This window comes from Clostridium sp. (genome assembly GCF_050717535.1).
GTDB lineage: Bacteria > Bacillota > Clostridia > Clostridiales > Clostridiaceae > Clostridium_AD.
On sequence record NZ_JBOITM010000070.1, the window covers coordinates 68,656 to 83,570 of the forward strand.

Annotated in this window: 15 protein-coding genes, 5 tRNA genes and 2 other annotated features; of the genes, 1 reads left to right on the forward strand and 19 read right to left on the reverse strand. The window is 30.9% G+C overall.

The window, feature by feature from the left end:
• Nucleotides 1–161 precede the first annotated feature (161 nt).
• The 13 genes from ACREVU_RS12135 to ytxC all read right to left on the reverse strand — a co-directional run bounded on the left by ACREVU_RS12135 (nt 162) and on the right by ytxC (nt 12,588).
• Nucleotides 162–884 carry an amino acid ABC transporter ATP-binding protein gene (locus ACREVU_RS12135; protein WP_431551861.1) on the reverse strand — a complete coding sequence of 241 codons (723 nt, stop codon included), beginning with the start codon at nt 882–884 and terminating at the stop codon, nt 162–164.
• Entirely contained in the window at nt 877–1,527 is a 651-nt protein-coding gene (locus tag ACREVU_RS12140) for an amino acid ABC transporter permease (protein WP_431551862.1), read from the reverse strand. Before ACREVU_RS12140 ends, ACREVU_RS12135 begins: the two co-directional genes overlap by 8 nt.
• Before the next feature lie 54 nt (nt 1,528–1,581).
• Nucleotides 1,582–2,400, reverse strand: a complete 819-nt coding sequence (locus ACREVU_RS12145; RefSeq protein ID WP_431551863.1) for a transporter substrate-binding domain-containing protein — start codon at nt 2,398–2,400, stop codon at nt 1,582–1,584.
• Nucleotides 2,401–2,651: 251 nt separating this feature from the next.
• Nucleotides 2,652–3,251 carry a cell division protein ZapA gene (locus ACREVU_RS12150; protein ID WP_431551864.1) on the reverse strand — a complete coding sequence of 200 codons (600 nt, stop codon included), beginning with the start codon at nt 3,249–3,251 and terminating at the stop codon, nt 2,652–2,654.
• A gap of 180 nt (nt 3,252–3,431) precedes the next feature.
• Nucleotides 3,432–5,810, reverse strand: a complete 2,379-nt coding sequence (gene pheT / locus ACREVU_RS12155) for a phenylalanine--tRNA ligase subunit beta (RefSeq protein ID WP_431551865.1) — start codon at nt 5,808–5,810, stop codon at nt 3,432–3,434.
• A gap of 91 nt (nt 5,811–5,901) precedes the next feature.
• Nucleotides 5,902–6,921, reverse strand: coding sequence for a phenylalanine--tRNA ligase subunit alpha (pheS, locus tag ACREVU_RS12160; protein ID WP_431551866.1), 1,020 nt, complete (start codon nt 6,919–6,921; stop codon nt 5,902–5,904).
• 68 nt (nt 6,922–6,989) lie between these two features.
• Nucleotides 6,990–7,203: a binding site (T-box leader), on the reverse strand.
• A gap of 60 nt (nt 7,204–7,263) precedes the next feature.
• Nucleotides 7,264–8,064, reverse strand: coding sequence for a TrmH family RNA methyltransferase (locus tag ACREVU_RS12165; protein WP_431551867.1), 801 nt, complete (start codon nt 8,062–8,064; stop codon nt 7,264–7,266).
• A gap of 12 nt (nt 8,065–8,076) precedes the next feature.
• Entirely contained in the window at nt 8,077–8,736 is a 660-nt protein-coding gene (locus ACREVU_RS12170) for a potassium channel family protein (protein WP_431551868.1), read from the reverse strand.
• A gap of 11 nt (nt 8,737–8,747) precedes the next feature.
• Nucleotides 8,748–10,100, reverse strand: a complete 1,353-nt coding sequence (locus ACREVU_RS12175; RefSeq protein WP_431551893.1) for a TrkH family potassium uptake protein — start codon at nt 10,098–10,100, stop codon at nt 8,748–8,750.
• A gap of 154 nt (nt 10,101–10,254) precedes the next feature.
• Nucleotides 10,255–10,614, reverse strand: a complete 360-nt coding sequence (gene rplT / locus ACREVU_RS12180) for a 50S ribosomal protein L20 (protein WP_431551869.1) — start codon at nt 10,612–10,614, stop codon at nt 10,255–10,257.
• Nucleotides 10,615–10,641: 27 nt separating this feature from the next.
• Nucleotides 10,642–10,839, reverse strand: a complete 198-nt coding sequence (gene rpmI, locus ACREVU_RS12185; RefSeq protein WP_431551870.1) for a 50S ribosomal protein L35 — start codon at nt 10,837–10,839, stop codon at nt 10,642–10,644.
• Nucleotides 10,840–10,859: 20 nt separating this feature from the next.
• The gene (infC, locus tag ACREVU_RS12190; RefSeq protein WP_431551894.1) at nt 10,860–11,387 is read right to left on the reverse strand and encodes a translation initiation factor IF-3; all 528 of its coding nucleotides are present in this window, start codon (nt 11,385–11,387) and stop codon (nt 10,860–10,862) included.
• Between the two features lie 34 nt (nt 11,388–11,421).
• Nucleotides 11,422–11,532, reverse strand: a sequence feature (ribosomal protein L20 leader region).
• A gap of 153 nt (nt 11,533–11,685) precedes the next feature.
• Entirely contained in the window at nt 11,686–12,588 is a 903-nt protein-coding gene (gene ytxC / locus ACREVU_RS12195) for a putative sporulation protein YtxC (RefSeq protein ID WP_431551871.1), read from the reverse strand.
• Nucleotides 12,589–12,745: 157 nt separating this feature from the next.
• Between ytxC and ACREVU_RS12200 the strand changes: the two genes are divergently transcribed.
• On the forward strand, nt 12,746–13,441 hold the full coding sequence (locus ACREVU_RS12200; RefSeq protein WP_431551872.1) for a DUF6873 family GME fold protein: 696 nt from the start codon (nt 12,746–12,748) through the stop codon (nt 13,439–13,441).
• Between the two features lie 501 nt (nt 13,442–13,942).
• Here the strand turns inward: ACREVU_RS12200 and ACREVU_RS12205 are convergent.
• From ACREVU_RS12205 to ACREVU_RS12230, 6 genes are all read right to left on the reverse strand, one after another.
• Entirely contained in the window at nt 13,943–14,293 is a 351-nt protein-coding gene (locus ACREVU_RS12205) for a hypothetical protein (RefSeq protein WP_431551873.1), read from the reverse strand.
• A 159-nt stretch (nt 14,294–14,452) separates the two neighbouring features.
• Nucleotides 14,453–14,527: transfer RNA gene (locus ACREVU_RS12210), tRNA-Cys, on the reverse strand.
• A gap of 18 nt (nt 14,528–14,545) precedes the next feature.
• A tRNA-Gly gene (locus tag ACREVU_RS12215) sits at nt 14,546–14,620 on the reverse strand.
• A 5-nt stretch (nt 14,621–14,625) separates the two neighbouring features.
• A tRNA-Phe gene (locus ACREVU_RS12220) sits at nt 14,626–14,701 on the reverse strand.
• 48 nt (nt 14,702–14,749) lie between these two features.
• A tRNA-Asp gene (locus tag ACREVU_RS12225) sits at nt 14,750–14,826 on the reverse strand.
• A 5-nt stretch (nt 14,827–14,831) separates the two neighbouring features.
• Nucleotides 14,832–14,907 (reverse strand) — tRNA-Val (locus ACREVU_RS12230).
• Nucleotides 14,908–14,915: the final 8 nt, after the last annotated feature.

The window sequence follows — 14,915 nt, forward strand, 5'->3', positions numbered from 1 at the left end:
TTTTACTTTGTTTTGTTGCAACTACATTAATTATGGTGTTGTAATATTAATTATAATCCAATAAACATTTATAAATCTATAATACTACAATTAATTACAGGTCGTAAACATAAAAAAACAAAAAAAGAACTATTTCTAGTTCTTTTTTTATTAAGCTGTTCCTATAAAATTTTTGCTAAAAACTCTTTCGTTCGCTGATTGGTAGGGTTGTTAAAAACTTCCTCAGGAGTTCCATCTTCAACAATATATCCATCGTCCATAAATAGCACTCTACTTCCTACTTCTTTGGCAAATCCCATTTCATGTGTTACAACTACCATAGTCATTCCATCCATGGCTAGTCCCTTCATAACTTCAAGCACTTCCCCCACCATTTCTGGATCTAAAGAAGAGGTCGGCTCATCAAACAGCATTACATCTGGTTTCATAGCAAGTGCTCTAACAATTGCTATTCTTTGTTTTTGCCCACCCGATAATTGGGATGGGTAACTACTAGCCTTATCTTGAAGCCCTACTTTTAAAAGCAAATCCAAAGCTAATTTTTCCGCGCTTTCTTTTGAAAGTTTCTTAACCTTAATTGGTGAAAAGGCTATATTGTCTAGTATTGTCATGTGAGGAAACAAATTGAACTCTTGAAAAACCATACCCATCTTTTGTCTTTGAAGATCAATATTATTATGTTTACTTATTATTGAAACCTCTTTAAAATATATTTCACCAGAAGTTGGCTGTTCAAGTAAATTTAAGCATCTTAAAAAAGTGCTTTTTCCCGAACCACTGGGCCCAATAACTACCACAACTTCTCCTTTTTCCACATGAATGTCAATGCCCTTAAGCACTTGCAGTTTCCCGAAATTTTTCTTTAAGTTACAAACCTTAATCACTAATCTTCATCCTCTCTTCCACACGGTTCATGAATTTAGAAAGCGTAAACGTCATAACAAAATACATAAAAGCTGAAACTAGTAACGGTTCAAAAGGCTTGAATATATTTCCTCTTACCGTATCTGCATTATAAGACAACTCATGAATTCCTATTATCGAAACTATAGAAGATTCCTTAATAATTGTTATAAATTCATTCCCTAATATAGGTATAATAGTCTTAATTGCTTGCGGAATTATAATATAAAACATAGCCCTGCTATAGGACATCCCAAGTGACCTAGCTGCTTCCATTTGTCCTTTATTAATTGAATTTATTCCACCACGAATAATTTCCGCTACATATGCAGAACTATTTACAGAAAGTGCAATAATACCCGCTACCATATCTGGTAATTGAACTCCAGCATATGGCAAGCCATAAAAAACAAGATATAACTGTACTAAAACTGGTGTCCCTCTAATAACCTCAACATATGCTGTTGCTATCATATTTAAAATCCTGCTTTTAGATAATTTCATTAGTGCAAAAATAGTTCCACCAATAACTCCAAGTAGCACAGAAAAAAATGCAATTATTAACGTAAACTTAGCACCATTTAGAAAAAACATGTAATATTCACTCATAAATGAAAAATTCATAGAAACCTCTTCTCCAATAAATTATATGATTTTTTTAATATTCTGTATTTTATTTTAATATTCTGCATTTTTATTAGCATCTTCAACTAATTTATCAATAGTTTTATCCTTAATTAATTTTGTAATAGTAGTATTTATTGAATCTACTAAATCTTTATTACCCTTTTTTAATGCTACAGCCGAACCCTCTTCTTTGGTTTTAAGCTCTACTTTAGATAATGCTAGAGCTTTATTTTGCTTCACGTAAGCCTGTGCAACTGGTAATTCAACAATTACAGCATCCACTTTTTTAGTATTTAAGGACAATATTAGGTCTGATACTTTACCAAGTGGTTTTATTTCGGAAGTTGATAATTGCTGCTTTGCTAATTGCTCTTGTATAGCTCCCTTTTGAACTCCTATTTTTTTACTTTTTAAATCTTTTAAAGATTTAATTATACCTTCATCTTCGCTTCTTATAACAATACATTGAACCGCTGTATAATAAGTCTTAGAAAAATCAACATTCTTTTTTCTAGCTTCTGTAGGGGTCATACCTGCCGCAACAAAATCTATATTTCCAGTTTCTAATGCAGCCAATAGTCCATCAAACTTCATATCCTTTATTTCAAGCTTTACACCTAAATCATTTGCTACTTCTTTAGCTATTTCTATATCAAACCCCACAATTGTATCCTTACCATCAATTGATTTATGAAATTCATAAGGCGGATAATCCGCACTTGTACCAATCACTATTTTACCCTTTTGTTTAATTTCATCCGTCTTTGAAATCCCCGCTGACGCATTTCCCTTTGAGCACCCAGCTAAACTAAAGGCTATTAAAGTTGTTATTATCATACTGATTATTTTTTTACTATTATTGTTCTTCATATGTTACTCCCCCTTATATATATATTACATACATAAGTATACATTACATTGCATAAATATTCAATATTTTTTTTAATGTTTATAAATTATTAAAACCCATAGATTAACATTTTCTAAAGTTTGTAAACGTTTTAAACCGTTTATACACATGATTAATAACTTTTTATACTTTCAATAATATTTAGCATGTATATTAATACATAAAAAAAAATCGTCTCTCGACGATAATTTAATTACAATATATAATAAATTTATTTTTTATCTCTAGTTAAAAGTGGATTACTAATTTTTTTTTGTTTAGCTATACTAATTTGATATTCTATCAATTTGTTTTGTAAGTCAATTATTTTGTATTTATAAGATTGAAGTTTAAATCTCATTTCTTTATTTTCTACTTTTACTTTTCTGTTTTCTTCAATATAAATTTTAGGAGAGGATTGCATAGTTTCTAACTCTTGCCGCATCTTTATATTTTCTTGCTCTAAGGTTTTTACATACTCACCATTTTCTAAGTTTTTACATTTATTAAGCAGTTCTTGGTTATATGCTTCCATATTATTTAGCTGTTTTTTATAATCTTCTAATTGCTCAATTGATTCCTTATCGTGTTTTTCTAGAAGTTCACTCTTACTCGTAATTTCCTTGCAAAGTGAATGGCTTTTAAACATATCATCGCCTAAATTTAAGGCAGTCAAAATTGCTGCTGAGGAAGTGCTAAGTTTTTCATTGTTTTCTATTATATTCTTTATTTTCTTATCAACATAACTAGCTACCATATGTAAATATTCTTCTTTTTCATTGCCTTTTAAATTATATTCATTACCATTTATCTTTATTGTTACAATGTTCATCTAAAACACCCTCTTAGACAGATTAGTTGTATTCATTGTACCACAATATATGTTTTTATAAAACCAATATCTTCAAATTAAGTATGAAAATAAAACAATTTACATATTGATCATTATTTTATGCTTTAATGCAGGAATAGAACCCCCTTATTTCTAAGGAGGTTCTAAATTAAATGTGTCTTATCTAAGTTCAGCGCTCAATTTATGCTCTAATGATCTTAATATTTTTTCATGCACCTTGTTTACTTCTTCGTCTGTTAAGGTCTTATCTTCTCTTCTATATACTATAGCATATGCTATACTTTTCTTTCCATCTGCTATCTGTTTGCCTTTATACACATCAAACAATTTAGCACTTTCTAAAATGTTATTACCTTGTTTTACAATAATATCTTCAATATCTTGAACTAAAACTTCCTCATCAACTATAAGCGCAATATCCCTTGTTACAGCTGGAAACTTTGGAAGTGCACTATATTTTTTATTTGAATCAACATATTTATATAGTACATCTAGGTTTAATTCTGCTATATAGCATCTTTGTTCCACTTCATAATTCTCTGAAACACTAGGATGAATTTCTCCAACGGTGCCTACAAGTTCTCTCTTTACATATAAATTAGAAGTTTTTCCAGGATGATAAGTTGGATTTTCACTTTCTCTCTTAAATGAGGTGTTTTTTATTCCCAAACTATCTAATACATTTTCCACTACACCTTTTAAATCCAAATAATCAACATTCCCATACATTCCTATAGTTAATATATTTCTCTCTTCTGGAAGCATTGACGGATCTTGATTTGGTATATAGACTTTACCTATTTCGAATAATTTAGCTTCTTCATTATTTCTTGAATAATTTCGTCCTAAGCATTCCATCATAGAAGCTACCATTGTAGTTCTCATTATACTAAAATCTTCACCTAGTGGGTTTCTTATAGTAACAGCTTTTCTAAGTTCACTAGCACCAGGCACTAAAATTTTATTGAATATCTTAGGACTTACAAAGGAATAGCTTATGGATTGATTAAGTGCACTACTGGTCAAAGCCACCAATACTTTCTCTTCAAATTTTTGCTTTTCACTTTTCCCACTTTTCGAAGCTGTACAATTAGGTATAGTAGATGGTATGTTATCATAACCATATATCCTAGCTATTTCTTCTGCTACATCTTCTCTGATGTTTATATCAGATCTATTTGTAGGTACCAATATAACTAGTGCATCACCCTGTATTTCTGTACAAAGTTCCAATCTATCAAGATACATTTTCATATTACCCTTAGATATATCAGTTCCTAAAAAAGTATTAATCCAATTTGAATCAACTTCTAAAGTATGAGGAGCAAGAAGTTTTGGATATACATCTATACATCCTTCCATTATTTCACCTGCACCCAGTTCTTGTATTAAATGACAAGCTCTATCTATTGCCATCTTAGCCATATTAGGATCTAAATCTTTTTCATATCTTGAAGATGCATCAGTTCTTAAGGATAATTTTTTAGAAGATAATCTTATATTAATACCCTCAAAGTTTGCACTCTCAAATATTATACTGCTGGTATCTTCTTTAATTTCAGAATTTAAGCCTCCCATTATGCCTGCGATAGCTATAGCTCTATCCCCATCTTTTATATTTAGAATGCACTCATCTAATTCTCTCTCTACTCCATCCAAGGTAATAAATTTTTCTAGCGGCTTAGATCTTTCAATAGTTATATTATTAGTCTTAATTTGCCTAGCATCAAAAGCATGCATTGGTTGACCAATCTCTATCATAACAAAGTTTGTAATATCAACTATGTTATTTATAGGTCTAATTTCTGCTTCTAAAAGTCTTTCCTGCATCCATTGTGGAGAAGGTTCTATTTTTATATTTTTTACACCCTTTAGCATGTATCTTCTGCAAAGTTCATCTTTAATATGAACCTTATAAATATCTTCCACATTTTCACCTGAGGTAGCTTTGTAATCTAGTGCTGGTTTTCTATACCTCGTACCTAGTGTTGCAGCTGTTTCTCTAGCTATTCCTAGGACACTTAAGCAATCTGGTCTATTGGAAGTTATCTCAAAGTCTATTACTGCGCTCTGAAGTTTTAGAACTTCTTTTATGTCTTTTCCAATGATGGTATCAGCAGGGAGTATCATTAGTCCGTGAACAGGTTTATCCCCCGCGATTCCAAGTTCTTCCTCAGAACAAAACATACCATTTGAAAGTATTCCACGAAGCTTGCCTTTTTTTATTTTTAATCCTCCATGTAAACTTGATCCATGAAGTGCTACTGGTATTATATCCTGCTCTTTCATGTTAGTAGCTGCTGTAACAATTTGTATTGGAACACCAGTCCCTATATCAACTTGACATACAACTAATTTATCAGCATCTGGATGTTTTACTATTTCTATTATCTTACCTGTAACAACATTCTCAATTTCAGCACCTGATATAATAACCTCTTCTACGTTTGAACCAGACATCGTTAATTTGTCCCCAAGCTCCTTTGGTGAAATATCTATATCTACATAATCTTTAAGCCATTTAACTGGAATTTTCATTTTATATCCTCCTAGCATACACGAAGTACAAAACAATTATCCATTGTTTGTCTCCTGTACTTCTTATAACAATCAATTGTTAATATTCATTTTAAAATTGTTTTAAAAATCTCATATCACTTTCATAAAGTGCTCTAATATCATCTATTCCGTATTTTAACATTGTGATTCTATCAAGGCCAAATCCAAAAGCAAACCCACTATACACCTCTGGGTCTATTCCACAATTTTCAAGAACTTTAGGATGAACCATTCCACAACCCAAAATTTCTATCCATCCACTACCTTTACAAACCTTACAGCCCTCTCCATTACACACAAAACAAGTAGCATCCATCTCAGCGGATGGTTCTGTAAATGGAAAATGATGTGGTCTAAATTTAGTTTTGATTTTATCTCCAAACATTTTTTGAGTAAATAACTCTAAGGTTCCTTTTAAATCAGCAAAAGTAATGCCTTTATCAACTATCAGTCCCTCAATTTGATAAAAAATTGGTGAATGAGTAGCATCCGCCGCGTCAGATCTATATACTTTACCAGGCGCAATCATTTTTATTGGAGGTTTCTGAATTTCCATAGTTCTTATTTGTATTCCTGAGGTTTGGGTTCTTAAAACTATACTATCATTTATATAAAAAGTATCTTGTTCCCCTCTTGCAGGATGATTTTTAGGTATGTTTAGTGCCTCAAAATTATAATAATCAGTCTCTACCTCAGGTCCTTCTTCAATAGCGAATCCCATAGATAAAAATATATCATTAATTTTTTCAAGTGTTAAGTCTAATGGATGTCTTTTTCCTACTGTTTGTTTTTTACCTGGCATAGATATATCTATAACCTCACTTTTTAGCTTTTGTTCACTTTCTTTGTTTTTTATTAAATCTGAGGCTTTAGTTATAAGTATTTCTATTTCCTCGCGAACTTCATTTGCTAACTTACCAACAATTGGCCTTTCTTCATTGGATAGCTGTCCCATCCCCCTTAATATTTGTGTAAGTTCTCCTTTTTTTCCTAAATACTTAACTCTTATATTTTCTATTTCTGTTTTAGTGGCAGACTCTTTTAATTCTTGTAGCGCTGCAGCTTTTATAGCTTCTAACTTTTCCTTCATAATTCATTCTCCCTTCATATTTATGTAATTTTAATATTTCTTTATAAAACAAAAAAAACCGTCCCCAACGAAGGGACGGAAAATCCGCGGTACCACCCTAATTGACTAAAATAACAGTCCTCTTAGATAAATTTATCGATTCTACCCGCTAACAGCTACTTTATTTCACTGTTAGAACTCTGGAGTGAACTTCGATATAAAAATTTCTTGTGAAGCTCTCAGTCTAAGGCTTCTTATCCCTGTAAGTATTTTTATATTTACTCTCTCCGTCATAGTTAATTGCTATTCATTAATTTATGAAAGTATAAGTATTAGTATAACCAAAATCACAAAAAAATTCAACTATAAGTTTTTAACGCCTATATTATTTTTTTGTCTTACTACTTCATACATCATAATTGATGCAGCAACTGCTGCATTTAAAGACTCTGCACCACCAGGCATAGGAATCTTAATTTTCAAATCACATAGTGCATAAACCTCTTCACTTATTCCATTGCCTTCATTTCCAACTGATATAATAACTTTTTCTTTTAAATCTACATCGTAGAAATTGTTTTCAGTATCCAGAGAGCTAGCAACTAGTTTGAATCCAGTATTCCTAAGTTTTTGCACTAAAGATAAATCACTATCACATATAACTGGTATTTTAAAAATAGAACCCATAGTGGCTCTTAAAGTTTTTTCATTATAAATATCCACAGTTCCTTTTGTAATTAAAACCCCTAATGCTCCTGCCGCATGAGCAGTTCTGATTATCGTTCCCATATTGCCCGGATCTTGAATCTTATCAACTAGTACATAGAACCCATAGTCATATTTAATCTCTACGAGTTTGCTTCTAACAACAGCCATAATACCTTGTGGACTTTCCGTATCACAAATACTTTTAAATAAACTATCACTAATACTATAAACCTTGGTACTTTTCTGAAGCTTGTCTTTCAAAGAGGAATTTTCATATTTTAATTCTCCTCTAGCACTTATTAATATATGTAGCACTTCAAAATCTGAATCTAAGGCTTCTTCTACAAACCTAAAACCCTCAACCAAAAACATATTACTACTTATTCTATATCTTTTTTCTTTCAACTTTCTAACATCTTTAATCAATAAATTATCTTTACTTAGAATATGTTCCAAATTAAATGCTCCTTATTTAACTAAACTTTCTAATTTATTTAATTCATCAATGCTGCCAATAGCAACAATAATATCACCAGATTCAATAATATTATCCGCTGATGGAGAAACATCAATATCGTTATTTCTTTTTATAGCCATTACATTTATGCCATATTGAGCTCTTATGTTTAATTCTCTCAGTGTCTTGTTATGCCATTCTTCTGGACTAACAACTTCCGCTATACTATAATCAGGTGATAATTCTATGTAATCTAATATATTTGATGATACTAAATTATGAGCAACACGCACACCCATATCTCTTTCCGGAAAAACTACTCTATTTGCACCTATTTTATATAACACTTTAGCATGTAACGCATTGGTAGCTTTTGTAATTACATATTTTACTCCCAGTTCCTTAACTAAGAGTGTTGCCAAAATACTAGATTGAATATTAGTTCCTATACTAATAACCGCACAATCAAAATTACGAATACCAAGGGCTCTTAAACTATTTTCATCATTAGCATCAACTTGAACCGCATGAGTAACTTTATCCGAAATGTTTTGAACTACTTCTTCATCGAAATCAACTGCTAATACATCATTTCCTAGCGAATATAATGTTTCTGCAACTGAAGTTCCAAATCTTCCAAGGCCTATAACAATAAACTGTCTTTTACTCATTAATCTCACCCCTATCCAATTAAAATTTTACCCTCTGGATATTTTATAGTTCCAGATCTAGAGTTCCTTCTTTTAGCTAATGCCAATATTATAGTAAATGGGCCTACTCTCCCGGCATACATTGTAATGCTTATTATTATCTTTCCTAAAAATGTTAATTTTGCAGTTAGCCCAAGTGTTAACCCAACTGTAGCAAATGCTGATGTGGCTTCATATAAAAAGTATTCAAAAGGAACACCCCCCTGCTCTGTAATTGATAATATCATTGTAACTGCTATAACAAGCGCTAATCCAAGGATAAATATTACTAAAGATTTATATACCGTTTCCTTGTTAATGCGCATTTGAAATATTTCAGTATCATCCCGTCCGCGAACCATAGACACTACAGTCATAAAAATTACTACCACAGTAGCTGTCTTTATTCCACCTGCCGTTGAACCAGGAGACCCACCAATAAACATTAAAATTATTGTAAGAAAATTCCCAGCAGGAGTCATTTTATCTACTGGAATAGAATTAAAACCAGCCGTTCTGGGAGTAACAGATGCAAAAATTGAAGACAAAACTTTACCCTTAATGGACATTCCTTTCATAGTATAAGGATTATTCATTTCAAAAAGGAACATAAGTATTGCACCACCAAAAATCAACACTATTGTTGTATAAATAATCACTCTAGAATGTACTGACAATCTTTTATTCCCTTTAGAATTATAGATTTCTACCCAAACATAAAAACCCAACCCACCTATTGCAACTAATGATGCAATAGTCAATATTACTACAGAATTATTAGCATAAGCAGTAATACTTTTAAAATCCCCCATTAAATCAAACCCAGCATTGCAAAAAGCAGAAACTGCATGGAATACACTATAATAGATTCCTTTGGCGATTCCAAATTGAGGAATAAATTGTGTTGATAATAAAACTGCACCTACTGCCTCCACAGAAAATGTAAATATCAATACATATTTGACCATTTTAACTAACCCCTGCAGTGAATTCACATTCATAGCTTCCTGCATTACCAGTCTTTCCTTTAATGTTATTCTCTTGCCTAAGAAGAAAAAAACAAGTGTGGCCACAGACATAAATCCAAGTCCGCCCGTTTCTATAAGTAACATAATTACTGTTTTACCAAAATATGTCCAATATGTTCCAGTATCCACAGTTACAAGTCCTGTAACGCACACAGCAGAAGTGGAAGTAAATATACAATCTATAAAAGGAGTAATTTTACCACTTTGAGAAGCTATAGGTAAACTTAGCAATATTGCTCCTATTATTATCAATATAGCAAACCCTAATGCAAGTACCTGAACAGGTGTATATATATATTTCCTTTTAATAGCTTTAATAGCTTTAATACCTGATTCCAAATTAATCACCTCAATATGTTACCAATAATGTTATATTACATTGCTATATTATACCACTTAAAATGTTATTTACTATATGTTTTCCAAAAATGCAATAAAAAATGTAGCCTAAAGGCTACATCCATAAATAATTTTAAGCTTTTAATTGTTTTTTTGCAACTTCTACTAAATCAGCAAAAGCTTTTGGATCATGTATAGCTATTTCTGAAAGCATTTTTCTGTTAATATCTATGCCTGCAAGTTTCATTCCATTCATAAATCTTGAATATGAAAGGTCACTCAATCTTGAAGCAGCATTGATTCTAGCAATCCAAAGTTTTCTAAAATCTCTCTTCTTTAATCTTCTGCCTATGTAACCATTTCTAAGGGCTCTTATTACTGATTCATTAGCTGTCTTAAATAACTTACTTTTTCCACCATAATAGCCTTTTGCAAGCTTTAATATCTTTTTATGTTTTTTACGTGAGTTAATTGCTCTCTTAATCCTTGCCATTTAATATACCTCCTAAGCACCATTCAATTATAAGTATGGTAACAATTTCTTCATTGATTTTATTTGAGATGCTGCACAATATGCAGTTTTTCTAAGATTTCTTTTTCTTTTTGGGCTTTTCTTTGTTAAAATATGGCTTGTGAAAGCTTTCGCTCTTTTTAACTTGCCTGTACCTGTTTTCTTAAATCTTTTTGCTGCGCCTCTATGTGTTTTCATTTTAGGCATAATAAAATTCCTCCTCTCGGTTATGCTCTTTTAGGAGCTAATATCATTATCATGTTTCTTCCCTCTTGCCTCGCTGGTTTTTCAATAATATAAACATCACCGATTTTTTCTACAAAAGACTTTAATATCTTATGTCCTACTTTAGAGTTTTCAATTTCTCTTCCTCTAAATCTTACAGTTATTTTAACCTTATCTTCATCTAACAAAAACTTTTTAGCATTACTTGCCTTAATTGCAATATCATGATCTTCTATAGTTGCACTTAATCGTATTTCTTTAAGATTTACAACTTTTTGTTTCTTTTTAGCTTCTTTTACTTTTTTCTGTTGTTCATAGATAAACTTACCGAAATCCATTATTCTACATACTGGTGGTTTTGCAGTAGGCGACATCATAACTAAATCCATGTCTTTTTCTTCTGCAAGCTTTAACGCATCTTTAGTATTCAAAATTCCTAATGGAGAACCATCAAATCCTATAACTCTTATTTCTGAATGTCTTATTTCTTCATTCATCATGAAATCTTTGTTTTTACTAATAACTTTCACCTCCTGGGCATATTTAGAAAAATATATTTTATTCAAATAATAAAAAGGACGGCAAATGCCGTCCTTAATAGTAACAAATTTAAATTACTAATTAACCTAACTAGCATAGCTGTAAGGTGAGAAACGGCTGTTTCTTCTTGTAAAACATACTTATATTATATTAAAACATATTAAATTAATACATTTTTTTATATTTTCATTCACAACAATTAAAAGTATACTATTTAAATCAATATTTGTCAATACTTTTTTGTTTTGTTTTTTAATGTTGTATTTTAATGTTTCTTTAATATTACAACTACAATACCTCTATCCCTTTTTTGATTTTTTCACAAGCTGAACACTCGTCACAATAATGAACCTTATTTTCAAATACTTTGCTTATAGTTTGTATCAATTCTTTATTTTTACAATTCTCCACGCAGTGTATAATTACTTTTTTAGGAGCGGTAGTTATCATGGTACTAATTATAAGTTCTTCTCTATTTTCTTTTAAGTCAAATTGAATTTCTGGTAACTCCATTTGCATATTTCCTACTAAATCATTTCCTTCTTCATCTTTCAAATAATAATCTCCATTTTTTTCAATGATAATATTAACCTCATCTAACTTACTCTCCTGAATTTCAACAAAATATTTCAATAATTTTATAAACTCATTATATTCTTTGTCTACCATATACTCTTCTATAACTTTATCAACTATACATTCTAAATCTGACTTTAGCTCTTTTGTCCTAAAAGTTAAAAATCCACTTATATTAATTTCATTATTTTCTTCGATACATTTAGTTATCTTATCCATAATAATATTTTTCCTATTTATACAATATACCATACTAGGACTCGATATTGCGCCTTCGCTAAGCAAGGATTCTTGTATCTTAGGTATAATTCGTTTTATTTCCTCATATGGGAGAAAAAAATAAGTTTCAGCTAAAAAACCATTCATTTCTTTTTTACAAAATTCCATTGTTACTATTTTATATAACATATTGGCAACATTCAAATTAAATGTTTTTATACTACTATAGCTTAAGTTATCATCATCGCAAAAAAATTTTATGAAGTGAGTATTATCTATTATACTCTCCGATATACCTAAAATCATTTTTTTATGTTCAAAACACTTTTTTATGTCTTTGATTTCATCAATAATGCATTCCATACTGCTATTATATACAACAGTTAATAAAAGCATTTAGCACACTCCCTTCTCATATAGTAGTATGTGTGTAAAATTAATGGATATGCAAAATACATTAAACAATTATCGACATATTGCAAAGTGTAATGGTTTTGTGTTATAAAATAGGCAATACGAATAAAAAAAAATATATATTAAATAGGAGTATTTAATGAAAAATCTTATTGTTGATTTTAGAATTCATAATGAAGAAAGTGAATATTTGGTCTCTCTAGGGTATAACTTGCTTATTTGCCCACATAGCAATGACTTATATGAGGTTGAATCCGGTCATCCTGATATGATGATGCATATTGCTGGCAATAGTATTATAGTCCATAAGGATATGAATAGCGAATTCATAAGCACCTTAGCTTCACTAAATTACAAAGTTTATAAATCAAGTTCCGCTTTGCAACCAAAATACCCAAATAATATATGTCTCAATGCATTGAGCCTAGGACGTCTCTTTGTTCACTCAATTAATTTCACTGACACTAATCTTTTGTCACTTACAAAAGACAAAAAATTAATTAATGTGAGACAGGGTTATACAAAGTGTTCTACTTGCATAGTAAATGATCATGCAATCATTACTAGTGATACTTCTATTGCCAAATCTTTAACTCTTGAAAAAATTGACGTTTTATTAATTCCTCCTGGGGATATTCTTCTTCCCGGCCTTGACTACGGTTTTATTGGTGGTACAACGGGCCTTATTGAAGATGGTGTCTTAGCTTTTTATGGTAGCTTAGATCATTATTTATATAGAAATGAAATATTGAAATTTTTAAATAAGCATAAGGTAGAGCCAGTGTTTTTACGAGATGGGAAACTAATTGATAGGGGTAGCATATTTAGAATTTAGGAATATTTTTTCTTATAAGATGCTATAACTAAAAGTATATGTTGCTGGAATGCTTTCACTGCGCCAAATAATTCTAAAATTTATTTTATTTATATCTGCTAAAAAATGCAAACTCGCTATCGCTCAAACATGAATTTTTCTTTACGCATATGCAAATATAATAAATTAAGAATTACTAAGGCTTGTTCAAATGCATTCTACGCAACATATACTTTTGTTAGCATCTTATAAGAAAAATTGTTAGTTTGAAAATAATTATTATTTTATAATGTTAATTAACCTTTAGATTTTAGTTTCTTAGTTTCTTAGTTTCTTAGTTTCTTAGTTTCTAGAGATAATAGGCTAAATGCAATTAAGTATTGTTTTTTATAACTCGTGTAGAGTTATATATATTGTCCTGAATTATTTGCTTTATATAATCCAGATCTTAACAGTATTGATTTCGAACTCAACAAAAGATTTCACAATTAAATACAATTTTACTTATCATAATTATTTTATTTAATGTGATAATTTTCTTTCTTTGCTACTTGTTATTAATTCACTATATACAAATATGGTAGTAAAAACAAAACTTAGTGCAACAAAACCAAAAGACAAAATTTTGTTTTCTATAAAGTCCGCTATAATAGGCAGTGCTAAGAGAAAATAAATTATAAGTAATGGGTATGCTAATTTTATCAATTTTCGAGTTTTCATGAATTCAGACATACTAGTAATAATTAAAAGTGTTGTACATATTGGAAACATCATTGTTGGTAATTCAATTTTCATAAATATCATTATACATCCAGTCAAACCAACAATAAATGAAAGCATTTCTAATATCCTTGTTATTGATTTCAATTTCATAGTAATCATCTCCATCCTAATTCATTATTAAATTCATATGATGGAATAACAAATTTTATGATTATGAAATAAAAAAGGAAAAACATTTGCTGTTTCCTATATAATAAAAAAGCAGCCTAAATACTGAAATATCAGCATTTAGACTGCTTTTTTTTGCTTTGGAGGCGCCACCCGGATTTGAACCGGGGAATAAAGGTTTTGCAGACCTTGACCTTACCGCTTGGCTATAGCGCCATTAGTTGTAACTGTAATTGGAGCGGAAGACGAGATTCGAACTCGCGACGTTCACCTTGGCAAGGTGACGCTCTACCACTGAGCCACTCCCGCAACATTGGTGGCTAGACCAGGAATCGAACCAGGGACACGAGGATTTTCAGTCCTCTGCTCTACCGACTGAGCTATCCAGCCTTACAAATTTTTTTAAATTTAATTTTTTTAAAAATCACCAAATTTAAATGGCGACCCAGAAGGGACTCGGACCCTCGACCTCCGCCGTGACAGGGCGGCACTCTAACCAACTGAGCCACTGGGCCATATGTGGTGGGAACAACAGGGTTCGAACCTGTGACCCTCTGCTTGTAAGGCAGATGCTCTCCCAGCTGAGCTATGCTCCCACATGTCT

Coding starts and splice junctions, on each gene's coding strand:
- ACREVU_RS12150 (WP_431551864.1), bottom strand. CDS start 3,251: ATGAACATTGTAACAATAAAGATAAATGGTAATGAATATAATTTAAAA.
- ACREVU_RS12140 (WP_431551862.1), bottom strand. CDS start 1,527: ATGAATTTTTCATTTATGAGTGAATATTACATGTTTTTTCTAAATGGT.
- ACREVU_RS12170 (WP_431551868.1), bottom strand. CDS start 8,736: ATGAGTAAAAGACAGTTTATTGTTATAGGCCTTGGAAGATTTGGAACT.
- pheS (WP_431551866.1), bottom strand. CDS start 6,921: ATGAAGGAAAAGTTAGAAGCTATAAAAGCTGCAGCGCTACAAGAATTA.
- rplT (WP_431551869.1), bottom strand. CDS start 10,614: ATGGCAAGGATTAAGAGAGCAATTAACTCACGTAAAAAACATAAAAAG.
- rpmI (WP_431551870.1), bottom strand. CDS start 10,839: ATGCCTAAAATGAAAACACATAGAGGCGCAGCAAAAAGATTTAAGAAA.
- pheT (WP_431551865.1), bottom strand. CDS start 5,810: ATGAAAATTCCAGTTAAATGGCTTAAAGATTATGTAGATATAGATATT.
- ACREVU_RS12145 (WP_431551863.1), bottom strand. CDS start 2,400: ATGAAGAACAATAATAGTAAAAAAATAATCAGTATGATAATAACAACT.
- ACREVU_RS12205 (WP_431551873.1), bottom strand. CDS start 14,293: ATGAAATTGAAATCAATAACAAGGATATTAGAAATGCTTTCATTTATT.
- ACREVU_RS12200 (WP_431551872.1), top strand. CDS start 12,746: ATGAAAAATCTTATTGTTGATTTTAGAATTCATAATGAAGAAAGTGAA.
- ytxC (WP_431551871.1), bottom strand. CDS start 12,588: ATGCTTTTATTAACTGTTGTATATAATAGCAGTATGGAATGCATTATT.